Raw genomic sequence first — 23,785 nt, forward strand, 5'->3', positions numbered from 1 at the left:
GCGGGCCAGGGGCCACCGGCCATCGCGCCATCGGCCGCCGCGGCCCCGTGGGCCCGCTCAGCTCCAGTCTCTGTTACGGAACTCGCCCACCAGACGCGACGCGTTCTGGACGTGACCGAGTGCGATCGCCTCTTCGGCGCGGCGTTGCTTGTGCTTCCAGGGGATGGCCGACGCACGGGCGGTCCGGTTGCGCGGGTGGGCCCGCTCCTCCTCCAGCAGGAAGACGCAGTGGGCGAGTTCCGCTTTCAGCCGCAACAGCCGGTAACGAGGGGCGTCGTCGAGCAGTTCCTTCGCCACCTCGTCGAGAAGGTCGTAGAGCTCACGCCCGTTCTTGCCCTTCGGTACGACGCGCAGCAGCCGGTGCCGCTGGAGAAAGGTGCCGTTCAACTCGCCGATCTCGGCAGGCGGGTAGGCGGAGACGAGGGCGGTGGGAATCCGTGTGTACGCGCAGAGGTACTCGATGATCTCTATGCCGTTCGACGTGGCACGGTCGTCCAGGTGCAGGTCGATCAGTGCTCCGTCCACCTCGTGCAACCGGGGGCTGGCGCGGAAGCCCCGCCATTCCGACATGCCTTTCAGCGGGATGACCTCATAACGGCCCATCAGCCGGTCGCCCAGTTCGTCGGCGTCCGTGTCGTCCACGATGAGCAGGTTCTTCCGGGGCGGGGTGGGGGCCAGTGCACGCAGGGGGCGGTCCGTGTCGAAGATACGCGGCAGAGCCTGGGCGGAGGCGGGGCGCTCCACCTCAGGGAGCGCGCACAGCACCTCGGCCAGCCGGTGCAGCCCGCGCCGGGCGGGCTGCCAGGTCTCCTCGGGCAGTGAGTCGTGTTCACGGGCCGGGTCACCGGTCCACATCTGGGCCAGCCGGTCCAGCTCGCTCACCGGGGTGTCCGGGGACAGCGCCTCGATCCCGGCCATGAACTCGTGCAGGTCGACGCTGTATCGCCCGGGGACGAGGCGGTAGCTCCCGGACACGTGCTCCACTTCGTAGCCGTCACTGCCGAGTCGACTCTTGAGCGCGTGCAAGGCACCCCTGTCCCGCTCAAGTACCCTGCAGAGCTGTTCGACGGGCACCGCGTCGGAGGCGACCGCGAGTCTCAGCAGCAACTTCCGTCTGTCCTGCGGGGGTAACTTCCGCGGGGCTCCGTCCTCGCCGGTCACCTGGAGCGCGCCGAGGAGCCGGATGTGCAGTCTGCCGGCGGGTGAGCCGGACGCGGGATGTGATGCTGGCACATAGTCAAATTTACAGCCCTTAAGAGCAGTTGGCACAGGTTGCGGCGAATACTCCCCCTGGCCCGCTGACATTTCGCTGACACAGGGGCTGACAGTGCGCTCGGAGTGGCGCCAAGTGTCAGCGAAGCGGCGGATGACCGTGTCAGGACCTCAGGCGCACGCTCAGGTCGTGGTCGAACCGACCCCCCCTCCGCCGACCGCGGAGGGTCCAGCGCACCACCCGACAGGAGCAGCATCATGGTCAGCCACCGACTCACCCGCGACGAGCGTCCCATCCCCGGCAACGTCTTCGTCGCCACACCCTTCGGCGTCAAGACGGCGCCCGACGGAGAGCTCTTCGACTACGACAGCTTCTTCAAGTCGGAGCTCATGCCGCTCATCTCCAGCCTGGGGATGACGGCGGTCCGCGCCGACTCCCTGTACGGCGGCGACTCCGTCCTCACGCCGGTGTGGAAGGGCATCCAGCAGGCCGAGATCGTTCTGGTCGTCTTCTCGGACGAGTCCGTGAACGTGTCGATCGAGTTCGCCTGGGCCTATCTCCTCGGCAAGAAGATGATCTACCTGACGCAGGACCTCAAGGAGATTCCTGCGGACGTGAAGGACCTGCGGACGATCACCTACTCCTCGCATTACGCCCACATGAACCGGATGCGTGAGGAACTGCGCCTGGCACTGGAGGCCGTACGCGAGGAGACCGTGGTCGAGATGACGCTTCTGCCGATGATCGGCGGCGGTACGGTGTCGGTGCCGGCCCGTGTCGTCTCCGCGTCCCGGGAGTTCGTGGTGGTCGAGACGGACGACGGTCGGCACGGTGTGCTGTCCCACGCGGACGTGGACTACACCCGGCTGGTGACCGACATGACCGCCAAGTACGAGGTCGGTACCCGGCTCCAGGGCGCCTTCGACGTGGACGCCCGCGGGGACATGCGGTACACGCTGCTGGCCGGCAGCCTGAACCCCTGGCCGGCGTTGAGCGCCGACTACCCGGTGGGCAAGGTGTTCACCGGCACCGTCCACAACGTCCACCCCACGCTCGGCGTCTTCGTCCACATCTCACACGGCGTCAACGGGCTGCTCGCCAAGTCGGACGTGGTGTCCGCGGCCCGACTCGAACCCGGGGACGACGTGGAGGTCGCGGTGGTCCGCATGGACACCGAGCGGCGGCGGATCTCACTGCGGCTCATCAAGCCGCTGAGCCAGAGTCGGCCCCTCGCCACGGTTCCGCGGATCTCCCCGGCCGCACGGGAGGAGGCTCGGCTCTCGGCCGGCGACCGGTTCGACGGCGAGGTCGTCAGGGCCAAGCCGGAGGGCCAGGGCGGCTACGCGCTGCTCAAGCTGCCCGGACGCAGCCGGCCGGTCATCCTTCACTGCACCGCCATGTCGGAGGAACTGCGCCAAGACCTCAACGCCGGCGAGATCGAGCCCGGCGAGATGATCTGGGTCGAGATCCTGTCGGTCGACCCGCAGCGGGACCGGGTCCTGGTCAAGGAGATCCTGGAGCCTGTCGACGATCAAGAGGTCGCCGCCTGACCGGAGTCCTCCCGGTGCCCTGCCGCCGTAGCAGTCGGCAGGGCACCGCCTTCAAAGGGAGGCCGGCGAACCCGACGATCAGCCTTCTGGCACGAATCTGGCCCGCGACAACTGAACACGATGGACAGCAAAAAGGCCCGGGTCTCTGACCTGGGCCTTCTCCATGGAGCGGGTGACAAGAACCGAACTCGAGGCGTGGCCAGGAGAGGTTCCCGCAGGTTTTCGAGACTCGGCAGGCCCTGCGACCGCTCCGCACGCGTGACAGCATCGGGCGGTCTCATCGCCTCGGCGTGGCCGGCGCGCGGGCGATCGCCTCCGCCACAAGACGCCGCATGAGATCGTCGCCGTACTCACCGCGGCCTTCCTCGGCGAGCTTCAGCGGGGCGCGGAGGAGTTCCGCGTCGACGCCCCCTACCGCGGCGCGGTCTACGACTTGGTGGACTGGCTCACGGGGGCGCTGACCGGGCAGTGCGCGGCGTGGGTAATGGGAGGCCCAAAAATCTGCAGTGCGACGCTCTTCGATTGATCAAGATTTGCCTCAAGAGGCTCGCTGACGGCAGGGGAGCCCCATTCCGATGATCTGTCCGCGCCCGATGTGCCATATCGTTCCGCCAACTCCAGCAGACAGGTGCCTGGATCTCAGTAGCCGGCCGTGCGCACCGACGTCCGTCGTCCAACGGCCCGGGGGGAACACGTCCATGAGCCGCAGGCGACTGCTCTCGGCATCCGCTGCCGTCCTCTCCGTGCTGATCGGCGGTCCCGGTATCGGCGTCGCCCACGCCGACACCGGCACGGCCCTGTACGTAGATGATGCCGCCGCCGACTGCAGCGACACCGGACCCGGCTCGCAGGCGGAACCCTTCTGCCAGATCCAGCCGGCCGCAGCTGCGGCGGCACCCGGGGACACCGTCTACGTGGCGCGGAACGCGATCCCGTACGCCCCGGTGACCATCGCGTCAGCCGGCACTGCGGACGGGCCCATCACCTTCGCCATGGCTTCCGGCAACAGCTCGTCCACCACCGGCAACGTCGTCGTGAGCAGGACCTCGACGCCGGCGATGGCCTTCTCCGGCGCCCAATACGTCGACATGACCGGGTTCAATCTCGGGTCGCTCGGGGCAAGCACCCTCGTGTTCTCCCAGTCCCAGCACATCTCCTACGACACCGGCTCGGTCGCCACGTCTCCGATCGCCCCCGGTACCGCCGAGACGATCGCTGTCGACGGCTCGTCCTCTGGCATCTCGCTCACCCGGCTGCGCATCAGCCCCCAATCCGACGGCCTGGCCTTCGCGAGCGCAGCCGGAGCACAGGACATCACGCTGGCCGACGATCTCGTTCAGACCGGTGGAGGCATCTCGGCAGCCGGCACCACGGGCCTCCACCTGGCGGGTGACACCATCAGGACGCTCTGCGGCAACGCCGTCAGCCTGACCGACAACAGCTCCGGGTCCGTGGAGAACACGGTCGCGCTCGCCGACTCGTCGACCACCTGCTCCGGTACCGGCACACCCGCCGAGATCACCGCAGACGCCTCCTCCGCGCCGCAGGTCACCGCGGACTACAACGCGGTCAACCCCCGGTCCACGGGGACCGACTACGACTGGGCCGGCACCGCGTACGCCACCAGCCAGGCGTTCCGGACCGGCACGGGTCAGGGATCTCACGACCTGGACCAGACGGACGTGACGCTCTCCACCTCGCCCTCGGAGCACTCACCGCTGATCGATTCGGCCGACGCCGACGCGCCCGGTGAGCTCTCCACCGACCTCCGCACGGTGCGGCGGACCGACGACCCGCTGGTCACCGACACCGGGACGGGTGCCGGTGACTACGACCGCGGCGCGCTCGAGTTCCTGGACCCGCTGAGCCTGGGCACATTCGCCCACTCGCCCACGCACGTGTACGTCGGCATCCCGGTCACCTTCACGGAGAGCATCTACAACCCGTGGTCGGACTCCCTCGATGGCTACGGCTACGCCTTCGGCTTCGGGGACGGCGCCACGGTCACGTCCACGACGGGTTCGGTCACCCACACATACACGCAGCCCACCACGGGCACCGACGTCAACGCCACGGTCACGGTGTACCGGGCGAGCGGCAGCAAGCTGGGCTCCGAGTCCAGCTCCTACCCGGTCGATCCCCTGCCGCCGCTGGCCGGGAGCATCGGCTGCGACACCACCACACCGAGCCTGCCGGACACCGGAATCTGCAACTTCACCGCCTCCGATTACACCGGCTACTCGATCACCAGCGACCGGATCACCTTCGGCGACGGCTCGGCGGCGGTCTCGGTGACGGACGCCGATGGTTACGTCCAGCATTCCTACGCCCGTGCCGGCACCTACACCGTCACCCAGCGGCTCACCGACTCCGACGGACGGACGGCCACCGACACCACCCGGGCGACTGTCGGCCCGGCCTACGTCGCCGTCAGTCCGAAGCGCGTCCTGGACACCCGCAGCGGCACCGGCGCACCCAAGCGGAAGGTGGGTCCCGGAGGCGTGGTCCGCCTCAAGGTCCTCGGCGTGGGCGGCATCCCGGCTTCCGGGGTGACCGCGGTGACCATGAACGTCACCGACGCCGACGCCACCGCGAGCAGCTACGTCACGGCGTACCCGCACGGCACGAGCCGCCCGACCGCGTCCAACCTCGACTTCACCGCCGGGCGGACCAACCCGAACCTGGTCACGGTCCGGGTGGGCACGGACGGTTACGTCGACCTGTACAACGCCCGCGGTCACGTCGACCTCATCGCCGACGTGCAGGGCTACTTCGCGACCAAGTCCAGCACGACCGACTCCCGCATGAGCTACCTCTACCCCGTCGCCCCGACTCGGGTCCTGGACACCCGCGAAGGCACCGGCGCACCCAAGGCCAAGGTCGCGCCTGGCAGCACGACGACCCTCACCCTGCCGAAGGCGGCACAACTGCGGGGCACCGTCGGTGCCGTCCTCGACATCACCGCGACGGGAGGCACCAGCAGCGGCGTGGTCACCGTCTACTGCGGCAGCCGCCCGATCACGTCGAACCTCAACTACCGCACCGGGCAGACCGTCTCCAACCTGGTCGTGACAAAGGTGTGCAGCGGCGGCAAGATCGAGATCTACAACGGCGGCGGACACGTCAACCTGATCGCCGACCTCCAGGGGACCTACATCAACCTGGATGGGGGCTGGGGCAGCCCCTTCGTCCCGGCCACCCCCACCCGCTTCCTCGACACCCGCAACGGCACCGGCGCCCCGGCCAGACCGCTCGGCGCGAACAGCACCCTCACCGTGAAGGTCGCCGGAGTCCACGGCGTCCCGGCCGGCGCGGCCGCCGTGCTGGTCAACCTCACCGGCGTCGCGCCGACCAGCGGTACCCACCTGACCGCGTACGGCGCCGGCAGCCTGCCCAACGTCTACAACGACAGCCTGAGCACCGGCGAAACCCGCCCGGTCCTGGCTGTGATCCCGGTCGACACCAACGGCAACATCCACATCCACAACGCGAACGGATCCCTCGACGTCGTCGCCGACCTCGAGGGCTACATCGGCTGACGGCGAACCCCGCGCCCGCTCCGGCCGCTGGACGGCCTCATGTCCCGGCCCCGACGGTGAACGCATCCGCAGGTCCTCCATCCGGCGCCGGGTGGACGCCGGGCTGGTACATGCCTGACAACCGTGGCGGTGGCGAGGCCATCTGGTTCACCATGGGGTGTGCGTTTCGACTCCGTTCCCATGCCGGCGACCGTCGAGGCCAGACCTCGTGACAGCCGTGGCTATCCCGTGCCCGCCATCACACCGTGGGAGGGGGACCAGCCCCAGTTCGCGCTCACCGACTACGGGCGCAGCGCCGAGTGCGCGCGACAGCGGCTGTGTTCGGTCTGCAACACCCTGATCCCCAAGGGTCCGGTGTGGCGGGTGGTCGGCGCCGCGGAGAGTTCCGCGATCCGCGAGGCGCTTGCTGCCGGGCGGCCGTACCGCAACATGGCGGCGACCCTGGAGGCTCCGGGGCACCGCGCGTGCATGCTCTACGCCTCGATGGTCTGCCCGTATCTGGCGCGCCCCAACGCGCGGCGGGGGCTGACGGCACAAAGCCCGGACGACATGACCGCGCATGTCGTCCGGGGCGCTGTGCGTGGGGACATGGGTGCCGTGGTGGGGTACGGCGACTACGAGTTCGCCGTCACCAAGACCCAGGTCCTGTTCCGTTTTCTCGATGTGGTCGAGTACCTGCCGCATGACACGGCCGACCAGCACCTGCCGGAGCTCCAGGCCGAACTCGCCCGCTCCGGAGGCCGGTTGGGTGGCGGTCAGCCGCGGTAGGCGGGCAGGCCGGTGTGCTTGGAGACCTTGACGGGCTTGCCGAAGCCGTGGGCGGTCTTCGTGATGGTGTACGTACCGGTCGGGGCACGGAAGGCGATGGTCTTGCCGTTGGGCGACCAGGTGGGCTCGGTGTAGTCGGTGGTGGCGTTGGGGGTGACGTCCTTGACGACGTTGGTGGAGCCGCCGAAGTCCTCGACGAAGAGGTGGTCGTGCCCGTGGACGGAGCGGACGAAGACGACCTCCTCGTTGTCGGGGGAGAGCGCGGGCTCGGAACCCTTGGTCAGCGCGCCGCCCTGCTGCCGCAGGTAGTCGTCGCGGATGTAGACCTCGCCGGTGTGGGTGTTCTCGTAGACGGCCGAGCCGTAGCTGCCGCCGACATTCGGCCAGGTGTTGTCGGTCTGGGGGACGTTGCCGTCTCCCGGGTCACCGTTCAGGCTGATCCTGGCCGGCTTGCCGTGGTTGCTGGTGGCCTTGACGCCCTCCAGGACGGTGCTGCCGTGGATCTTGGCCGAGAAGATGAGGTTGTTCTTCGCGGGGATCCGGTTCGCCCGGTCGGCGGCGGTCACCTGCCAGGTGGGATGGGACCAGGTCTGCCCGCCCGGGTTGGCGGCGACGGTGACGCGGTGGCTGCCGTCGGGGTCGGAGACGACGAGGTCGCCGTGTCCGTCGACGAAGGCGGCCTTGCTGCCGCTGGGGTTCCAGGCCAGGTCGCGGACAATGGTGCCGAAGTCGATGGACTTGCCGTTCACCATGACGTGGCGGGTGCCGTCGCTGATGGTGAGTCCCCTGGGCACGGTGAGTGTGTGGGCGGACGCGGCTGCGGCGACCATCGCGGCGCTGCCCTTGGCATCACCGCCGGAGGACGGAGCAGCCATCGCGGTGGCGGCCGCGCCGCACAGGGTGAGCAGTGCGGCGGCACCCGCGGTGATGACGGCCGCGGTACTCCGACGGTTACGAGCGGACATCGAGGTTCCCCCAGGGATGTGAATGACGCTGCGACGAGAGTCTCGCGGGAATCGCCCGCCGTCCCCGGAACCAGAACCGGTCCGCTCGGCTCGCTGCCCCTCGCGATGAGAGGAGTCTTCCCACAGAGGATGACGGAGCTGTGCGCTCGCCGTCACAACTGTGCAATAGCGGGTCGCACCGGGCGCCCGGAACCAGGGCCTGCGCGCCGGTGCCGACTACGACGACGGGGCGGCCGGGGGCTACTTGTTCTTGCCGTTGCCCTGGCCGCCGTTCGCCTGGCTGTTGCCGGAAGCGCCGGAGTTGCCCGCCGTGCCGTTTGCGGAGTTCGCGGCGCCCTCGCCGGACTTGCCCGCGCCGGCCGACCGGCTCGGCTTGGCCGGCGCCTGTGCCAGCTGATCAGAGCAGTAGGCGGCGACCTTGTCCGTACCGCCGGCGGCCGCGACCAGTCGCTGCCAGGCTGTCGCGCCGAGAGCCTTGCCATGGCCCTGGACCTGCTCGTAGGCACGACAGTGGGCTTCGGTGTCCTGGGCCGTGGCGGGTCGGTCCGTCGGCGCGGGGCTGCCGGAGGACGGTGGCGAGGCCGCGTCGCTCGGCCGGTTCGAGGCGGCCGCCGCCGACGGGTTCGCCGTTCCCCGGCCGTCGCCGGCACCCTCGGCGGAGGACCCGACGGAACCGATGGCCGCGACCGCCACACCCCCCAGGGCGAGGCTGGCGAAGACCACGCCGAACGTCAGTTTCGCCGGGTGCCCGGCCCGCCGCTCCGCCACCGGCCGCCAGTCGTCCCGGCGCCGGGTACGTGCGCGATGCGCGCCCGCGTCGCGGGCGGCCCGGAACTCGGCCACGGCCCGCTGCTCGCTCTGGGGCACCGGATCGCCTGCGCGGACGGCGGCGGCCAGTGCCGTTTCCAGCGCGGCGTCGTCACCCGCGTCCCGGTGGTCGGACAGGGCGCCGGGCTGCCCACGTCGACGGCCCCGTACTCCGTCGCCGCTCAGCCGGTCACCCATGTCCGCCTCCATTCCTGTCCGACCGCTTCGATTCGTCCGCTGTCCCGGTTCCGGCGCCTGCCTGTCGGTCCTGTCGTCGTTGTCGTTCATGTCGACTCCCCCAGCGTGCGGGAAGCCACATCCGTCACACCCTCCGCCGCCTCGCCACCGACGCCCAGCTGACGTGCAAGGCGTTTCAGACCTCGGTGGGCGGCCGTGCGCACCGCCCCCGGGCGCTTGCCCAGGACCCGTGCGGCGGCGGGACCGTCCAGACCGACCACCACGCGCAGGAGCACGGCCTCGGCCTGGTCCGGCGGCAGTCCGCGGAGCAACTCCAGGGCCCGCTCGGTGGAGAGGGACTCCAGGGCCTGCTCATGAGTGTTGTACGGGCCGGCCAGATCCAGTACGTCCTGGTCGGTACCGCCCGCCTGGGGCCGCACCCGCCGGCGACGCAGGTGGTCCAGCGCCCGGTGCCGGGCGATGGTCGCGGTCCAGCCGCGGAAGCCGGCCCCGTCGCCCTTGAACCGTCCGAGGTCGCGGGCTATCTCCAGCCAGGCGTCGGACGCCACGTCCTCCGCCTCGTCGCCGACGACGCCGCGAAGGTAGCCGAGCAGGCCCGGCTGCACGATCCGGTAGGCGACCGCGAAGGCGGTCTCGTCGCCGTCCTGGGCCCGCGCGACCGCCGCGCCCAGTTCCCCGTCGTACTCGTGCACACGCCGGGGTTGCCGTACCTGGCCCAAAATTGCCCTCGTTCGCACCGATCACAGCCGAATTCACGCCGTCCGCCGTGCTCCGGTCGCATCGACGGCCCCAAGGTGACCAGCGTGCGCCCTCACAGAAATGTCACAACGCGGCAGGAGTCCTCCGCGGCAACACCGGGCCCGCCGCTCATCCGCCTGCTTCGGCAGGTGCGACCGCGACGGGGCGGGATCGGCGCCGTCCGGGCCGCGTGATGCTTTGGCGCCCTCGTGCGCTCACTCTGTCATGAGTGCGTATCTCCGTCTGCGAGCAGTGCCGGCCCCCGCACTGCGCAACAGTCCGACATGGCTGGAACGGCTTTTCGCGAACGATTCCGAGGCCGACCGGCACCGGATCGACCGCTACCGGGAGGAGGTGCTGGACGAGTGCTGTCTGGATCAGGAGCGCATCTACACCGGCGCTGAGCCGGACGGTCCCGGGGACCGCCCCCAGGCCCAGGTGGTGCTCGGTGGCCGCCCCGTGTTCCGCACCGACCGGCGGAAGCCACCGTTGCTGGTGCTCACGGCGGCCCAGGCCCGTCGGGTGGCCGGATTCCTGGAGCAGGCCGACTTCGACGCGCTGTGGGACTTCGCCCGGGACGGACTGCTCCCCCGCTACGGCGGCGTGACCGCGGAGCCGGCGGCATGGGGTGCGTTCGCCGCGGCGCACCGGGAGCTGCGGGTGTTCTACGCGCACACGGCCGAGTGCGGGGACGCGGTGGTGAAGTGGCGATCCGCGGCGTGAGGGGTGGCGATCCCCGGCATGAGGGGTGGCGATCCGCGGCGGGACGTGTGGGTGTCCGGAGTGGGAGATGTGGCTGTCCGAGGTGGGAGGTGTAACAGTTTCGGCCCTCTGCGCTCTTTCCATGCGGACGACCATGCCGGTCGGCCTGGAGAGGAGGCAGGACTCGTGCAGTGGACGGGCGACAGCGGCGGAGCGTACGGCGAGGATCCGTACGGCGGTGTCGGGTACGGGTACGCCCTCGGCCACGAGGGGACCGGCGGCACCACCACCGACACGGCCATGCCGGAGCCCCGGGCCGCCGGCGCGCCCCTGCACGTTGCCGGGCCGGACCACCTCGCCACGACGGAGTGGGACTCTCCGCACGGTGACGTCATCACCGTGCTGCCGACGGACCACGACGACTTCGACAGTCCCGCATCGGAGCCGGACACAGCGGTGAAGGATCCGGCACGGCCCGTCTTCGTGGACGCCTCCGGGCGCCGCCAGCGCCGCGTGCGGCGCGCCGCACGACTGCTGGTGCTCCCCGCCGGCGTCTATGTCGCCCTGCTGGTCAGCACGTTGCTGGGCGGCCCCACCATCAGCGCTCCGTTCGTCCCGCTCCCGGACACCACGCACCCGGCCACGCCCCGCGCGACCACCCCCGGCTCCCCCGCCGGCGCCGGCCAGGCGGCGGAGAGCGCGAGTTCCGGCGCGGCGTACGAGAACTCCGGTCCCACGGCGCCGCGGACGACCTCCGGCAAGACCGGCCGGCCGACAGCCGCGACCGCCCCCGTGGCCGTATCCGCCACCACCGCGACGCCCACCGGAACCACCTCCCCGACCGCCGGTCCCACCGCGACCGCCGGTCCCACCACCGGCGCCAGTGCCACCGGCACCGACGCGCCCTCCGCCAAGGGGCGCGCCAACGCCGCGTCCCACAAGCCCAAGAAGTGACCCAAGGCCCTGACGTGACCGATCCGACCGATCGCCGACGCCGCTCCGCCGTGCCCCGCCGCCGCGGCCGTACCCGCCGGGTCACACCCCGCACCCACTGGCTGCTGCTGTGCGTGCTCGTGGTGACCCTGTCGGCGGCCCTCCTGCTGCAGGGCTACACCCACCACATGTTCGCGATCACCTCGGACGACGTGACCGGCCCCCGCGGCCGTGCCGACACGGTGCCCGGCCAGGTGGTCCACGGCGGCCCCGTGATCGCGAACGCCGCCGGCTCCCCGCACACCGCCCGCCCGAAGGCCCGCACCATCGCCCTCACCTTCGACGACGGCCCGGACCCCGTCTGGACGCCACGCATCCTCGACGTGCTGCGCCGCAACCATGTGCACGCGACCTTCTTCGTCGTCGGCACCCAGGTCGTGGCCCACCCGGAACTGGTCCGGCGGATCGTCGCCGAGGGCCACCAGATCGGCATCCACACCTTCACCCACCCCGACCTCTCCCGCCTCGCCCCGTGGCAGCGTTCGCTGGAGCTGCGCGAGACCCAGCTGGCGGTGGCCGGCGCGGCCGACGTCACCACCGCGCTGCTGCGGCCGCCGTACTCCTCGGAGAACGACGCGCTGGACGACGCCGACTGGTCCGTCCTGAAGCAGGCCGACACGGCCGGGTACGTCACGGTGCTCTCCACCCTGGACGCCGAGGACTGGCAGCGTCCTGGTACGGCCCGCGTCGTCGCGAACGCGACACCGCACGGCAAGGCCGGGCAGATCGTGCTGATGCACGACGCCGGCGGTGACCGCTCCCAGACGGTCGCCGCCCTGAACACCCTGATCCCCCGGCTCGAGGCACAGGGCTTCCGGTTCTCGACGGTCGGCGCCGCGGTCGGCATGGCCGACCCCGTCCAGCCCGCCGGACCGGGCGACCACCTCCAGGGAATCGCCCTCATCAAGATGCTGCAGCTCGGCGACTGGGCCGTCCGGCTGCTCGACGTGCTGATGTACGCGGCCGGAGTGATCAGCGTGCTGCGCGCGGCGGTCGTACTGGTGGCGGCCCGCAGGCACCGCCGGCTGCGGACGGGGCGCCGGGCCAGGCCCTGGGGGCCGCCGGTGACCGAACCGGTCAGCGTCATCGTCCCGGCGTACAACGAGAGCGCCGGAATCGAGGCGGCCGTACGCTCCCTGGTCGCCTCGGACCATCCGGTGGAGATCATCGTGGTGGATGACGGCTCCACCGACGGCACCGCCGATCTGGTGGAGTCCCTGGGTCTGGCGGGGGTGCGGGTGATCCGGCAGCGGAACGCGGGCAAACCCGCCGCGCTCAACACCGGTCTGGCCGCGGCCACCTGCGACCTGGTGGTCATGGTCGACGGCGACACCGTCTTCGAACCCGATGCCGTCCGCACGATCGTGCAGCCCTTCGCCGACCCCCGGGTGGGTGCCGTCTCGGGCAACACGAAGGTCGTCAACCGCGGTGGTCTGCTGGGTCGTTGGCAGCACATCGAGTACGTGGTCGGTTTCAACCTCGACCGTCGCCTGTTCGACCTCGCCGAGTGCATGCCGACCGTGCCCGGAGCGGTCGGGGCGTTCCGGCGCCGGGCCGTGCTCGCCGTCGGCGGGGTCAGCGACGTCACCCTCGCCGAGGACACCGACCTCACCATGGCACTGTGCCGCGCCGGCTGGCGCGTGGTGTACGAGGAGGGCGCGGTGGCCTGGACCGAGGCGCCCGCGTCCCTGGGCGCCCTGTGGCGGCAGCGGTACCGCTGGTGCTACGGCACTCTGCAGGCGATGTGGAAGCACCGCGGCGCGCTGGTGCAGGGCGGCGCCGCCGGCCGGCTCGGCCGCCGGGGCCTGCTCTACCTCCTCCTCTTCCAGGTCCTGCTGCCCCTGCTGGCCCCCGTGGTCGACGTCTTCGCCCTCTACGGCCTGGTCTTCCTCGACCCGCTCAGAATCACCGCCCTCTGGCTGACCTTCCTGCTCCTGCAACTGCTGATGGGCCTGTACGCGTTCCGCCTGGACGGAGAACGCCCGGGCCCGCTGTGGAGCCTGCCGCTGCAGCAGTTCGTCTACCGCCAGTTGATGTACCTGGTGGTCATCCAGTCCGTCTTCACCGCGGTGTCGGGCTCGCGGCTGCGGTGGCAGCGCATGGAGCGCTACGGCAGCCTGCGGGCACCGGCGGGCGCGGAACCCCCCGCCGAGGACCGCCCTCCGCGGGTCCCCGCCTGAACCCGGGTTCGCCCCGGGACCCGCGACGACAACGCCGGTCCGCACCGGATTCCGCTGCCGGGCGTGGCTGCCGCTCGGCGCGGTCGTCCTGGGCGGCGGGGCGTCGGGACCCGCGCCGGGGCGGCAGGCACGGCTCCTCTAAGGCCGTCGCAGGAGCCCCCTTTCCATGGCCACCACCACCGCCCTCGTCCGGTCGTTCACATCGAGTTTGGCGAACAGCCGCAGCAGATGCGTCTTCACCGTGGCCTCGGCGATCACGAGGCGTCTGCCGATCTCGGCATTGGTGAGGCCGTCGGCCACCGCGCCGAGGACGTCGGTCTCGCGGTCGGTCAGCGGATCCTGGACGGGGCGCCGCATCCGCGCCACGAGCTTCTCGGCGACCCGGGGAGCCAGCACCGTCTCGCCGCGTGCCGCCGCGTGGATGGCGTCGACGAGCTGTTCGCGGGTGGTGTCCTTGAGCAGATAGCCGATGGCACCGGCCTCCACACCGCGCTCGATATCCGTGTCCGTGTCGTACGTCGTCAGGATCAGCACCCGGGTACGCGGATACCGGGCGACGATCTCGGTCGTCGTCGCCACCCCGTCCAGGACGGGCATCCGCAGATCGACCAGGGCGACGTCGGGGTCGTACCGCTCCACGAGTCCGAGCGCCGCGCGCCCGTCGCCCGCCTCACCGACGATCTCGATGCTGTTCTCGGCGGCGAGCAGGGCGACCACGCCGGCCCGCATGACGGTGTGATCGTCCACCACGACGATACGCAGAGCCCCCTCGCTCATGCTCCGGCCTCGTCCGCCGTGGGGATCATCGCCAGGATCCGCGTCCCGTCTCCCACCGAACTCGTCACCGTGAACCTCCCGCCCAGCTCCGCCAGTCGTTTGCGCATGCCGTAGAGCCCGAAGCCCGTCGACTCCTCCACCACGAATCCGGTCCCGTCGTCGGTGATCTCCAGTTCCACTCCGTACGGACGCCGGACCAGCACCACGCCGACCGTGGACGCGCGCGCGTGTTTGCGCACGTTGGCCAGGGACTCCTGGGTGCAGCGCAGCAGCGCGATCCGGGTCTGCTGGTCGCACTCCAGGTCTGCCAGGTCGGCGTCCACGGCGAGCCCGGTGTCCTCCGCGAAGCGGTCCAGCGTACGGCGCAGAGTCTGCGTCACCGAGCCTCCCGTTGTCCCGCCCGTACCCGGCTGCTGCACCCCACCGACCAGCTCCCGGGCCTCGGCCAGGTTTTCCCGAGCAGTGGACTCGATCGACCGCAGCTGCTGGGCACTGCGCGACGGATCGTCGGGCATGGCCGCCCGTGCCGCCTCCGCGAGCACGATGATCGATGCGAAGCCCTGCGCGAGCGTGTCATGGATGTCCCGGGCGATGCGTTCCCGTTCGTCCGCCGCGCCCTGTCGCTGGTGAGCCTCGGACAGCTGCGCCTGCGTCCGCTCCAACTCCTCGATCAACCGTGCCCGTTCGTTGCTCTGCGCGACGACCGAGTGCGCCCACAGGCCGATCAGTACGCCCACCGCGACCACGATCAGGGTGGACACCAGCGTCTCGCCGAAGAACTCCGCCGACCAGCCCTGCCGGACCAGGCTCCCGGCCAGCGTGGCACCGGTGGCCACTGCGAGGAACCCCATCGAAGCCCTCGGAGTGCGCCCGAACATCCAGTAGTGCGGCAGCGTCACCATGAACAGCGCCGCATAACTGCTGCCCAGATACGCCAGTCCGCCTAGTGCGAGCACGAGCACCGAGAGGTAGACCCGCGGACGTACGACAGGATTCCCCGGGAAGCGGTCGAGAACCGCGTAGCACAGCACCACCCAGCCGAGCAGCGCGAGCGCCTTGTACTTGCTCCCGCCGGACGGTGCGGTCGTCACCAGCCCGACGGCCATCGCACCGAACAGCGCCCAGCACACCGCGTTCCACCGGCGCAGCGAGGTGGCCCAGAAGGCGTCGGCCGAGGGGTCGGCGAGAGCAGTCATGCCGATCAACGTACGTCGACCACCGGTTGCCCGTCGGCGATTTGAGCCGCCGCCTTTCGCTCCGCTGCCCGCGAGGGCCACCAGCTCGCCTCACCGAGCAGCAGCATCGCCGACGGCAGGACCATGATCCGGACGACGAAGGCATCGAGCAGCACGGCCCCCGCGAGGACGAAGCCGATCTGCTTCATCTCGATGATGTGCAGGAAGACGAAACTCACGAACACGGTCGTCATCACCACCGCGGCGCTTGTCACCACGCTCGCCGACCGGTGGATTCCGTCGAGCACGGCCTGCCTCGTGGACGCGCCCGCGAGCACGGCCTCCCTGATCCGGCTCACCACGAACACCTGGTAGTCCATCGAGAGCCCGAAGAGGATCACGAAGAGGAACAGCGGTACGCGCGAGCCGATCGAACCCGTGGAGTGGAAGTCCAACAGCCCTTCGGCCCAGGTGCCCTGGAAGACCAGGACGAGCAGTCCGAGCGCCGCCGCCGCGGACAGCAGGTTCAGTACGACACCGATCAGGCCCAGCACCACCGAGCGGAACGCGTATGTGGTCATCGCGAAGGTCACGAGCAACAACGCCCCGAGAACCAGGGGGAGTTTGCTGTTCTGGTGAGCGGGATAGTCGGCGTACCGGGCGACGTCCCCGCTCACTCCGGACTCGGCCCCGTCGATCCGGCCGACGGTCGCAGGCAGATAGTCGTCCCGCAGGTGGTCGAGGGACTCGTACGCCTGCTCGGAGTTGCCCAGGTAGGGCACCTTCAGTTCGAGCACGCTGATCCGGTGGTCGGCGGAGGTCCGGATGCCCGAGGCGCCGGCGAACAGCGGGTCGGCGTCGGCGCGTCGGACCAGTTCGCCCAGCGCCCGGGTGACCTCGCCGGAGCGCGCGGCGTCGGCACGTACGACGACCTGGTGCGTGACCCGCTGCTCGGGGAACGCGTCGTTGAGCCGGTCGTACACCCTCATGGCGGGGATGTCCCGGGAGTGCGTGTCCCGGCTCATCTCCGTGATCTTCAGCCCGGCCAGCGGGGTGACGAGGGCGAGCAGGGCGAGAACGGAGACGCACAGGGTGGCCAGGGGGTGCCTGCTCGCCGGCCGCAGCAGCGCGGCCCACACGCGGCCGCCGCCGTCGCCCCGCGTCCGGCGCGCCGGCTTTCCGCGCAGGGCCCTGCGGCGGGCCCGGCGCTCGGCCCGCTGCCCGAGCTTGACCAGCAGCGCCGGCAGCGCCGTCAGGGAACTGGCCACCGCGACCAGCACGACCACGATGGTGCCGGTGGCCAGCGAGGAGAAGATGACGTCCGAGGCGAGATACAGCGTCGCGGTGGAGGCCACGACCGCGAGTCCGGAGATCACGACCGCCCGGCCCGAGGTTGCCGCGGCCAGCTCCACCAGCGCCTCGGAGCTCAGCCGGCCGCCCGAGCGGGCGCGCTCCTCACGCTCCCGCTTGAGGTAGAAGAGCGTGTAGTCGACGCCGACGGCGAGGCCGATCATCAGGATGACGTTGGTGCCGACCCCGGCGTCGGGGGAAAGGTGCGAGGCCACCATCGACAGCCCGACGGCCGCCGCGATCGACGACAGAGCGAGCAGCAGCGGCACCCCTGCCATGGTCACCGACCCGAAGACGACCAACAGGGTGATCAGGGTGATGGGCAGCGTGATCTCCTCCGACAGCGCCAGATCGTCGCCGCGCTGCCGGTCGACTCCCTTGCTGATGGAGGGGCTCCCGGTCTCCTCCAGCAGCAGCGCCGGACGCGCCTTCCCCACGGCCTCGGTCTGCGCGAGCAGCGCGTCGACCTTGTCCTTCGCGTCCCGTTCCTCGCCCTTCAGGGCCACCTCGACCATGAGGATCCGGTGATCCCCGGACAGCAGCGGGTCGGCCACGCCCGCCACCTCGGGCAGCCGCTCCATCCGGGCGGTCAGGTCCTTCGCGGCGGCTTCGGCCGCGGCCCGGTCGAGGGGGCCCGACCGGGAGGAGATCAGCACCTGCTCGGTGGACCTGCGTTCCAGATGTCCCTCGGCGGCCATCGCCTCCGCCCGGCCGGCCTCGCCGACCCGGTAGTCGGCCGTCGTCGCGCTGTGCGTGCCGACGGCACTGCCGATCCCCAGGCACAGCACCACGAACACGAGCCAGCCGACGACGGCCCGCCAGGGGTGCCGAGCGCTCCAACGCGCCATACGGACAGTTAATGAGTTCATACCCAAGAGCCTTGCTGGCCAGCCCAGTTGACGGACAGAGGTGTCTGGTTGAACTTCGCGTCCACCGATCGGTGGACCTCGACCGGAAGAGACCTCCGCGCGTTCCCTGGATCGCCTTGCGATCCGTTTCGCGAGCCGGACGCCGCTCGACGGGCGACCAGCCGTCAGCCCTTCGCGGCAGGTGTGGGGGATTCGGCGGCGTCGTCAGGGCATGCTGGTGGTCCTACGCGCGGGCCGGGAGGTGCTGGGATGCGGTGGTGGGCCGGGGGATGGATGGTCGCCGTGGTGGTTGCCCTGGCGGGGTGCCACGCGTCGGAAGGTGGCGCATCGGTGGGAGGACCGTCGGAGAGCAGCGGCTCGGCGGGGCCGTCGGCCAGTGCGTCGACGCACACACCGGCAGCGCCGACCGGGAGCCCGGCCGGGGAAGGCCCGTCGGTGTCGGCCACCAGTCCCTCCGCTTCGCCGGGGAGGTGTGCCGCTGGGCACGCGGAGGTCACCGTCAGTCCTGGTGACGCGGTCGAACAGCGACTCTGTGTGCGGCCCGGGACTGTGGTGTCGCTCGTCCTGCGGCCTCGCACGGATGACAAGCGGTGGACGGCCGTGCGGAGTTCCGCGCCGGTTCTCGTCCTGGCGTCCGGATGGCGGGTGGACGCGGACGGTACGTCCTACGCCTCGCTGCGGTGTGCGGGGACCCGGGCCGGTGCGGCCGAGGTCACCGCGTCGGCGAAGGCGCCGGACGTGGCGGGTGCGGCGAGGGTCGCCTTCACTCTGCACGTGAGTGTGGTGCCGTACACGACGCAGGGGTGACCCCGGCAACCCGGGATCACCCCTGTGACGTCGCTGCGTCAGTGGCAGTCGCGCACGTCGATCGTGTAGATGCCGCGGCCGTGGGTGGCCGCGTACAGCGTCCTGCCGTCCGGGCCCAGCTTGAGCTGGAGCACGGCGACGGCCGGGAGGTTCCCGATGCGCTGCCAGGTCGTACGGCCCGGCGCGCGGTAGACGACGCCGAGGTCGGTGGCGACGGCGAGGCCGCCGTTCGGTGTGACGACCGCGGAGTTGGTCGGCACGTCGGGGAGGTTCTTCGAGATGTCCTTCCAGGTGGTGCCGCCGTCGGTGGACTCGAAGACATGACCGACGCCGGCGCCGGGGCCCTCGGTCCAGTGCCGGGAGAAACCGTTGACCGCGAGGTAGACGTGGTCGGCGTTCTTGGGGTCGACGGCGAAGCCGGCGAGGTAGCGGTTGGGTACGGTGCCGTCCGCGCCGGTGGCCGGGAGGGCGATGTCGTGCCAGCCGGTGCCGTCCGCGTTGCCCACGGAGATGCCGCGGGCGAAGCCCTGGTTGTTGCAGGGGCCGCACCAGGCCGCGTACACCTTGCCGCCCGCGGCCGCGACGGCGGTCGCGGTGCGGCCGGCGCCGAGGTCGTACACGCTGGTCCACTCGTCGCCGCTGCGGATGGCGTAGCCGTGGGTCTGGACCCAGATGTGGCGGCCGCCGGCGATCCAGGTCGCCGGGTTCTTCGCGTCGGCCGCGAGCGGGGCGATGAAGCGGGCCTCGCCGGTGGCGTTGTCGGCGGGAGCGACGTTGTACGACGTGACCTTGCTGGGGTCGGTGACCCAACCGCCGTCGTTCACGGCGCAGTTCTGGGTCACCTGGATGGCGAGGTAGACGTACTCCTCGGCGAGGTTGCAGCCGTTGGCCGGGTCGGTCAGCGTGTCGCCGCCGTCGCCGCCGAAGTCGGAGCCCATGACCTTGTCGTTGCTGCGCAGGATCGACTGGCCGTTGTCCTGCAGGCCGCCGGTGACGGAGACGCCGCCGTTGGTCAGGTCCTTGCCGACGCCCACCGAGTAGTACTGGAGGGTGTCGATGGTGCCGTCGTTGAGCGAGGTCCAGTCGGTGGCGTGCCCGGAGGCGTCCTGGGTGCCGTTGACCGGGCGCTTGTAGGCGCCGCCGTCGTTGCCGACGTAGACGAAGCTCTTACCGTGGTAGCTGCCGATCGCCACGCCGTGCTGGTCGGAGTGGGTGGTCTGACTGCAATCGCCCGTCTGCTTGGTCGGGTCGATGGACCAGCAGGGGAAGCCGAAGTTCCAGTACGGGCCGACGGTCGACCAGCTGGTGCCGCCGTCCTTGGTCTCGTAGACCTCTTCGAGGCCGGCGTACACGTGCTCCGCGTTGGCCGGGTCGACGGCCAGGAACTGGTTGTACCAGGCCTGCACGCCCGGCATGTAGCCGCTGGAGGTGAGCGCCGAGCCGTCGGCGGCCAGGCCCCGGTAGTCGGCGATCTTCGTCCAGGGGCCCGTGGGCGAGCCGGACTTGGAGACGTAGATGCCCTCAAGACCGCTGTCCGGGTTGGTGTTCAGCTGCTCCGGGGACTGGTCGATGGCGTAGTAGCGGGAACCGTCGGCGGAGCGGGCGAAGGTGACGTTGCCGACGTCGTCCGGGTCGGCGGGCAGGTCGCCCAGGCCGCCGGTGATCCGGGTCCAGGTGCCGTCGGAGCCCTTGGTGTAGAAGCCGTTGTAGTCGTCACCGCTGCGCCAGCCGACCGCGAGGACCACCTTGGACGGGTCCTTCGGGTCGATCGCGATGTCGTTGGCGATGTTCTTGTACGCGGCCGAGTCGTCGTTCGCGAGGGAACCGCCCGGCAGATAGTCGGGGTTGGGCGCGAACTCCAGCTTCCAGGCGCCGCTGAGCTTCTTCGTGGAGTGGCTCCACACGCCCTCGCTGGTCGCGGCCCACACCTTGCCGCCGCCGAAGCGCAGCTCGTGGATGGTGGTGGACTCCAGTTCGTCGCCGCCGACCCGGCTGCGGGCGGAGAACGTGCCGTGGTGCGGGTCGGACAGGACGTAGACGCCGCTGCCGAGGTAGGCGTCCGCGTTGGTCGTCGCCTCGCCGGTGCCCAGCCACAGCCGTCCGGCGCCGTCCAGCGCGAGCGCGCCGGTGGACTGCGAGGGCAGCTTGTCGCTGATGGGCTGCCAGCGCCCTCCTCCGGTGTGCGAGCGCCACACTCCGCCGCCCGCGCTGCCCGCGTACACGTACCCGTCGTCGTCGGCGGCCATCGCGGCCATCCGGCCGGTCACGTTGCCCGAGCCGCCGCTGGAGTTGGAGTCGTAGTCGCGATAGCGCGGGTCGTCGGAGTTGTACGGCAGATCGGTGATGTTGCGCCAACTTCCGCCGGTGCTCGGCAGGTTGGTCAGGCTCGTCCAGGCGGCTCCGTACGCACCCGGTGCGACGACGCCGGGTGAGGTGCGGGCCTCCGCGTACTGGTCCGCGCCCTCGGCTATCTCGTCGGCCTCGTTGCCGTCGTCACCGCCGCCGTCGTCCTGGGCCTTCGCCCTGGGGCTGACGGCGCCTACCGACTGCCCTCGTTCGGCGGCGAGTTGAGCGAGGGCGCGGGCCCCGAAGGGGCCGCTGTCCGGGCCGGGCGCGGCGCCGGCGGGTATCGCCACGAGTGCGGCGGATGCGGTGATGGCGCAGATCGTGAGCCATCGTCTCTTGCGGGTTGGTGCTGACACCAGGTCCTCCCCAACGGGAACGGGTACAGCCGTCGGGGACGACCCGACCACCGGCGGCGGGAGGCGTCCGGCACTTGGACAGTCCTTGACCAGAACCTGTCACTACAGATGGCCGGAAGCCGACCGGCTCAGCGCGCCTTCATCGGGGACTCCGGGTCAGAAAGCCGCGGTCCGGGCGCGGGCAACGGCCGGCAGCACACCGGCGAGCACGAGCGCGATGCCGCCGGAGATCAGCAGCGGGAGGTGGCCGTCGGCGCCCCAGGCGAGCCCGGCCCACACGCCCGCGAGCAGGACGGCGGCGCCGGTGGCGCCCTGGTAGAGGCCCTGCGCGGTGCCCTGCTGGTGGTCGGGGACGAGCGTGGAGATCCAGGCTTTGCCGACGCCGTCGGTGCAGGCCGCGAAACCGCCGTAGAGCGGCAGCACCACGAACACCGACCAGGGGCTGTGGATCAGGCCGAGGCCCAGGTAGCCGATCGCGAAGAAGACCAGACCGGCGGCGAAGACCAGCGGGCGTGGCAGCCGGTCGGACAGCGCCCCCGCGGGGTAGGACAGGGCGGCGTAGACGAGGTTGTAGACGGCGTACGCGCCCACCACCCCGGCCGTCGAGAGGCCCAGGTCGTGGGCGCGCAACAGCAGCAGCGCGTCGGGGAAGTTGACGAGGTTGAAGGCGAGCAGCACCCCGAGAACCCGCCAGTAGGGGCGGGGCAGGGACCGCCAGGGTGTGCGGGCGGCCCGCGTCGGGGAGCCTGCCGCCTCTTCGGTTCGGGGGTCGCGGACGGCGGCGACCAGCGCGACCGATGCGACGGCGGGGATCACGGCGATCCAGAACAGCGGGCGCAACCGGTGGTCGAGCGCCTCGTACAGGACCAGCCCGACGAGCGGGCCGACCACCGCGCCGGCGGTGTCGGCAGCACGGTGCAGCCCGAACACCTTGCCGCGCTGTCCGTTCGGAACGCCCTCGACGAGCAGCGCGTCGCGAGGCGCCCCGCGCATGCCCTTGCCGAGCCGGTCGGTGACCCTGGCGACGAGGACCAGCGGCCAGGCGGTCGCGAGCGCGATGAGCAGCTTGCCGACCGCGGCCAGGCCGTACCCGGCACCGATCAGCGGCCGGCGGGCGAACCGGTCGGCCAGGCGCCCGGCGGCCACCTTGGTGATCGAGGCGGCCCCCTCGGCCGCTCCCTCGATGGCGCCGACCGCGACGGGCGGGGCGCCGAGCACCACGGTCAGGAAGATGGGCAGGATCGGATAGAGGAGTTCACTGGCCGCGTCCTGGAGAAAGGACACCCCGCACAGCACCTTCACGTTGCGGGTCAGCCAGGCGGGGCGGCGTCCGGTCGGTCGCGATGCGCTGCTGGGTTCTGTCACGGGTACAGGATCTCCGGGAAGCGGTCGAGCGCCATGGTGACGTCGGCCGGGGTGAGGGCTGCCGCGGCGACCGGGACCACCTCGCGAACGGACACCGGTGTGATCTCCTCCCCCTCGCCCGACGGGACTTCCGGGCCGTACGTCGCTCGGGCCGCCACAGGACGTTCCGGATCCTGCCTGACGACCTCCCGCTTTGACAGAGGTCCCGCCGCCAAGCGTCCACTCCCGCACACGGCTTGGCCGTCTCCTGCCGAGATGTGGTGGCGGGTGAGTGTCCGCGAATGCACAGCCTGTCGGGTGAGGCGGGGTGCTCAGGACGCGGCCACTCCGCCCGGAGTCCTCGACCGCATCGCCGGGTCCAGGAGGACCGCCGGCCCGTCCGATCGCAAGTCTCTAACCAGCCGTAGGGATATCCCCACGGTTCACGGCAACCGGGCGACGAACGGTTAACTCTCAAGTACCTTCGCCGGGCATCCGCTTCACCGGCCTCCCCACCCCCACCTCAACGGAGACCACATCCCCATGTCCGCAGCGACAGACGCAAGGGGCTCCGGTCCGCCGGACGCCCGATGTAGCACCCCCGCTCCCACCGTCCTGATGGACGACCAGGCGCTCGTGGGCTTTCTCGGCGCGGCCGTCGGCGAGTACCAACTCATCACCGCCGAGGCCCCGTTACCCTGCTTCGCGCTCCTGCTCGGCAGTGCGGAGGCGACGACGTACCACGTACAGCGCATCGCCTTCGGCCGTAACGCCCGTACCAGTGACCCAGCGGCCCGACAGGAGTTCAGCGAGACGATCGTGCCGAAGTTCGGGCCGGCCTACGAGAACGAACACCGCGGCTGGTGGATGGACTCCCACGACCTCCTCCAGGCATCCCACGAGGCCGACGCGCTGGGGATGGACCTGCTCGGCTCCATCCACATGCACCCGGACTGGCACCGTCTGGGGCCACCGGCAGAACGGGGTGGGGGGGGGGCGGCGAGGTGGGCGGGGGGGGGGGGGGGCAGCGGGCCGCGCAGCTCCCGGGGGCGCGGAGCGGTGAGCGCAGAGGCGGAGCGATCGAGGGCGGCGAGCGCGAGCGCCGCGG

General features: G+C 71.0%; 16 protein-coding genes and 1 pseudogene. 8 read left to right on the top strand and 9 right to left on the bottom strand.

Annotation, left to right across the window (positions count from 1 at the left end):
* Positions 1-57: 57 nt before the first annotated feature.
* A complete protein-coding gene (locus ACWGJB_RS23800) occupies positions 58-1,233 on the bottom strand; it encodes an AfsR/SARP family transcriptional regulator (RefSeq protein WP_453382134.1) in 1,176 nt (391 codons plus the stop codon).
* A 237-nt stretch (positions 1,234-1,470) separates the two neighbouring features.
* Between ACWGJB_RS23800 and ACWGJB_RS23805 the strand changes: the two genes are divergently transcribed.
* From ACWGJB_RS23805 to ACWGJB_RS23815, 3 genes are all read left to right on the top strand, one after another.
* Positions 1,471-2,763 (top strand): S1 RNA-binding domain-containing protein, encoded by a 1,293-nt coding sequence (locus ACWGJB_RS23805; protein ID WP_453382135.1) that lies wholly within the window; start codon positions 1,471-1,473, stop codon positions 2,761-2,763.
* A gap of 698 nt (positions 2,764-3,461) precedes the next feature.
* Entirely contained in the window at positions 3,462-6,302 is a 2,841-nt protein-coding gene (locus ACWGJB_RS23810) for a PKD domain-containing protein (protein ID WP_453382136.1), read from the top strand.
* Positions 6,303-6,482: 180 nt separating this feature from the next.
* Positions 6,483-7,070, top strand: coding sequence for a hypothetical protein (locus ACWGJB_RS23815; protein WP_453382137.1), 588 nt, complete (start codon positions 6,483-6,485; stop codon positions 7,068-7,070).
* Here the strand turns inward: ACWGJB_RS23815 and ACWGJB_RS23820 are convergent.
* The 3 genes from ACWGJB_RS23820 to ACWGJB_RS23830 all read right to left on the bottom strand — a co-directional run bounded on the left by ACWGJB_RS23820 (position 7,058) and on the right by ACWGJB_RS23830 (position 9,759).
* Positions 7,058-8,035 (bottom strand): TolB family protein, encoded by a 978-nt coding sequence (locus ACWGJB_RS23820; RefSeq protein WP_453382138.1) that lies wholly within the window; start codon positions 8,033-8,035, stop codon positions 7,058-7,060. The genes ACWGJB_RS23815 and ACWGJB_RS23820 overlap by 13 nt on opposite strands.
* Before the next feature lie 240 nt (positions 8,036-8,275).
* Positions 8,276-9,040, bottom strand: coding sequence for a hypothetical protein (locus ACWGJB_RS23825; protein WP_453382139.1), 765 nt, complete (start codon positions 9,038-9,040; stop codon positions 8,276-8,278).
* 86 nt (positions 9,041-9,126) lie between these two features.
* Positions 9,127-9,759, bottom strand: a complete 633-nt coding sequence (locus ACWGJB_RS23830) for an RNA polymerase sigma factor (protein ID WP_453382240.1) — start codon at positions 9,757-9,759, stop codon at positions 9,127-9,129.
* Between the two features lie 244 nt (positions 9,760-10,003).
* Between ACWGJB_RS23830 and ACWGJB_RS23835 the strand changes: the two genes are divergently transcribed.
* From ACWGJB_RS23835 to ACWGJB_RS23845, 3 genes are all read left to right on the top strand, one after another.
* Entirely contained in the window at positions 10,004-10,501 is a 498-nt protein-coding gene (locus tag ACWGJB_RS23835; RefSeq protein WP_453382140.1) for a DUF1877 family protein, read from the top strand.
* Between the two features lie 165 nt (positions 10,502-10,666).
* Entirely contained in the window at positions 10,667-11,434 is a 768-nt protein-coding gene (locus ACWGJB_RS23840) for a hypothetical protein (RefSeq protein ID WP_453382141.1), read from the top strand.
* Positions 11,435-11,448: 14 nt separating this feature from the next.
* The gene (locus tag ACWGJB_RS23845; RefSeq protein ID WP_453382142.1) at positions 11,449-13,653 is read left to right on the top strand and encodes a bifunctional polysaccharide deacetylase/glycosyltransferase family 2 protein; all 2,205 of its coding nucleotides are present in this window, start codon (positions 11,449-11,451) and stop codon (positions 13,651-13,653) included.
* Positions 13,654-13,791: 138 nt separating this feature from the next.
* On the opposite strand, the gene ACWGJB_RS23850 is transcribed toward ACWGJB_RS23845, so the two are convergent.
* From ACWGJB_RS23850 to ACWGJB_RS23860, 3 genes are read right to left on the bottom strand one after another with little or no spacing between them, the layout of a single operon-like run.
* Positions 13,792-14,430, bottom strand: a complete 639-nt coding sequence (locus ACWGJB_RS23850) for a response regulator (protein WP_453382143.1) — start codon at positions 14,428-14,430, stop codon at positions 13,792-13,794.
* On the bottom strand, positions 14,427-15,626 hold the full coding sequence (locus ACWGJB_RS23855; protein ID WP_453382144.1) for a sensor histidine kinase: 1,200 nt from the start codon (positions 15,624-15,626) through the stop codon (positions 14,427-14,429). Before ACWGJB_RS23855 ends, ACWGJB_RS23850 begins: the two co-directional genes overlap by 4 nt.
* Positions 15,627-15,631: 5 nt before the next feature.
* Positions 15,632-17,824, bottom strand: coding sequence for an MMPL family transporter (locus ACWGJB_RS23860; RefSeq protein ID WP_453382145.1), 2,193 nt, complete (start codon positions 17,822-17,824; stop codon positions 15,632-15,634).
* Positions 17,825-18,424: 600 nt separating this feature from the next.
* Between ACWGJB_RS23860 and ACWGJB_RS23865 the strand changes: the two genes are divergently transcribed.
* The gene (locus ACWGJB_RS23865) at positions 18,425-18,631 is read left to right on the top strand and encodes an acetyl-CoA synthetase (protein ID WP_453382146.1); all 207 of its coding nucleotides are present in this window, start codon (positions 18,425-18,427) and stop codon (positions 18,629-18,631) included.
* A 38-nt stretch (positions 18,632-18,669) separates the two neighbouring features.
* Here the strand turns inward: ACWGJB_RS23865 and ACWGJB_RS23870 are convergent, their stop codons facing one another.
* Together ACWGJB_RS23870 and ACWGJB_RS23875 are read right to left on the bottom strand one after the other, a co-directional pair.
* Positions 18,670-21,333, bottom strand: coding sequence for a glycosyl hydrolase (locus ACWGJB_RS23870; protein WP_453382147.1), 2,664 nt, complete (start codon positions 21,331-21,333; stop codon positions 18,670-18,672).
* 156 nt (positions 21,334-21,489) lie between these two features.
* Positions 21,490-22,698, bottom strand: a complete 1,209-nt coding sequence (locus tag ACWGJB_RS23875; RefSeq protein WP_453382148.1) for an MFS transporter — start codon at positions 22,696-22,698, stop codon at positions 21,490-21,492.
* Positions 22,699-23,295: 597 nt separating this feature from the next.
* On the opposite strand from ACWGJB_RS23875, the pseudogene ACWGJB_RS23880 reads away from it, so the two are divergent.
* A pseudogene (locus tag ACWGJB_RS23880) lies at positions 23,296-23,785 on the top strand (hypothetical protein); the annotation flags it as partial.

The sequence above is a fragment of the Streptomyces sp. NPDC054813 genome (assembly GCF_053611365.1).

What these genes read in the sequence shown, in the direction of transcription:
- ACWGJB_RS23810 (WP_453382136.1), top strand. Translation starts at nt 3,462, where the DNA reads ATGAGCCGCAGGCGACTGCTCTCGGCATCCGCTGCCGTCCTCTCCGTG.
- ACWGJB_RS23815 (WP_453382137.1), top strand. Translation starts at nt 6,483, where the DNA reads ATGCCGGCGACCGTCGAGGCCAGACCTCGTGACAGCCGTGGCTATCCC.
- ACWGJB_RS23835 (WP_453382140.1), top strand. Translation starts at nt 10,004, where the DNA reads ATGAGTGCGTATCTCCGTCTGCGAGCAGTGCCGGCCCCCGCACTGCGC.
- ACWGJB_RS23850 (WP_453382143.1), bottom strand. Translation starts at nt 14,430, where the DNA reads ATGAGCGAGGGGGCTCTGCGTATCGTCGTGGTGGACGATCACACCGTC.
- ACWGJB_RS23825 (WP_453382139.1), bottom strand. Translation starts at nt 9,040, where the DNA reads ATGGGTGACCGGCTGAGCGGCGACGGAGTACGGGGCCGTCGACGTGGG.
- ACWGJB_RS23805 (WP_453382135.1), top strand. Translation starts at nt 1,471, where the DNA reads ATGGTCAGCCACCGACTCACCCGCGACGAGCGTCCCATCCCCGGCAAC.
- ACWGJB_RS23855 (WP_453382144.1), bottom strand. Translation starts at nt 15,626, where the DNA reads ATGACTGCTCTCGCCGACCCCTCGGCCGACGCCTTCTGGGCCACCTCG.
- ACWGJB_RS23860 (WP_453382145.1), bottom strand. Translation starts at nt 17,824, where the DNA reads ATGAACTCATTAACTGTCCGTATGGCGCGTTGGAGCGCTCGGCACCCC.
- ACWGJB_RS23820 (WP_453382138.1), bottom strand. Translation starts at nt 8,035, where the DNA reads ATGTCCGCTCGTAACCGTCGGAGTACCGCGGCCGTCATCACCGCGGGT.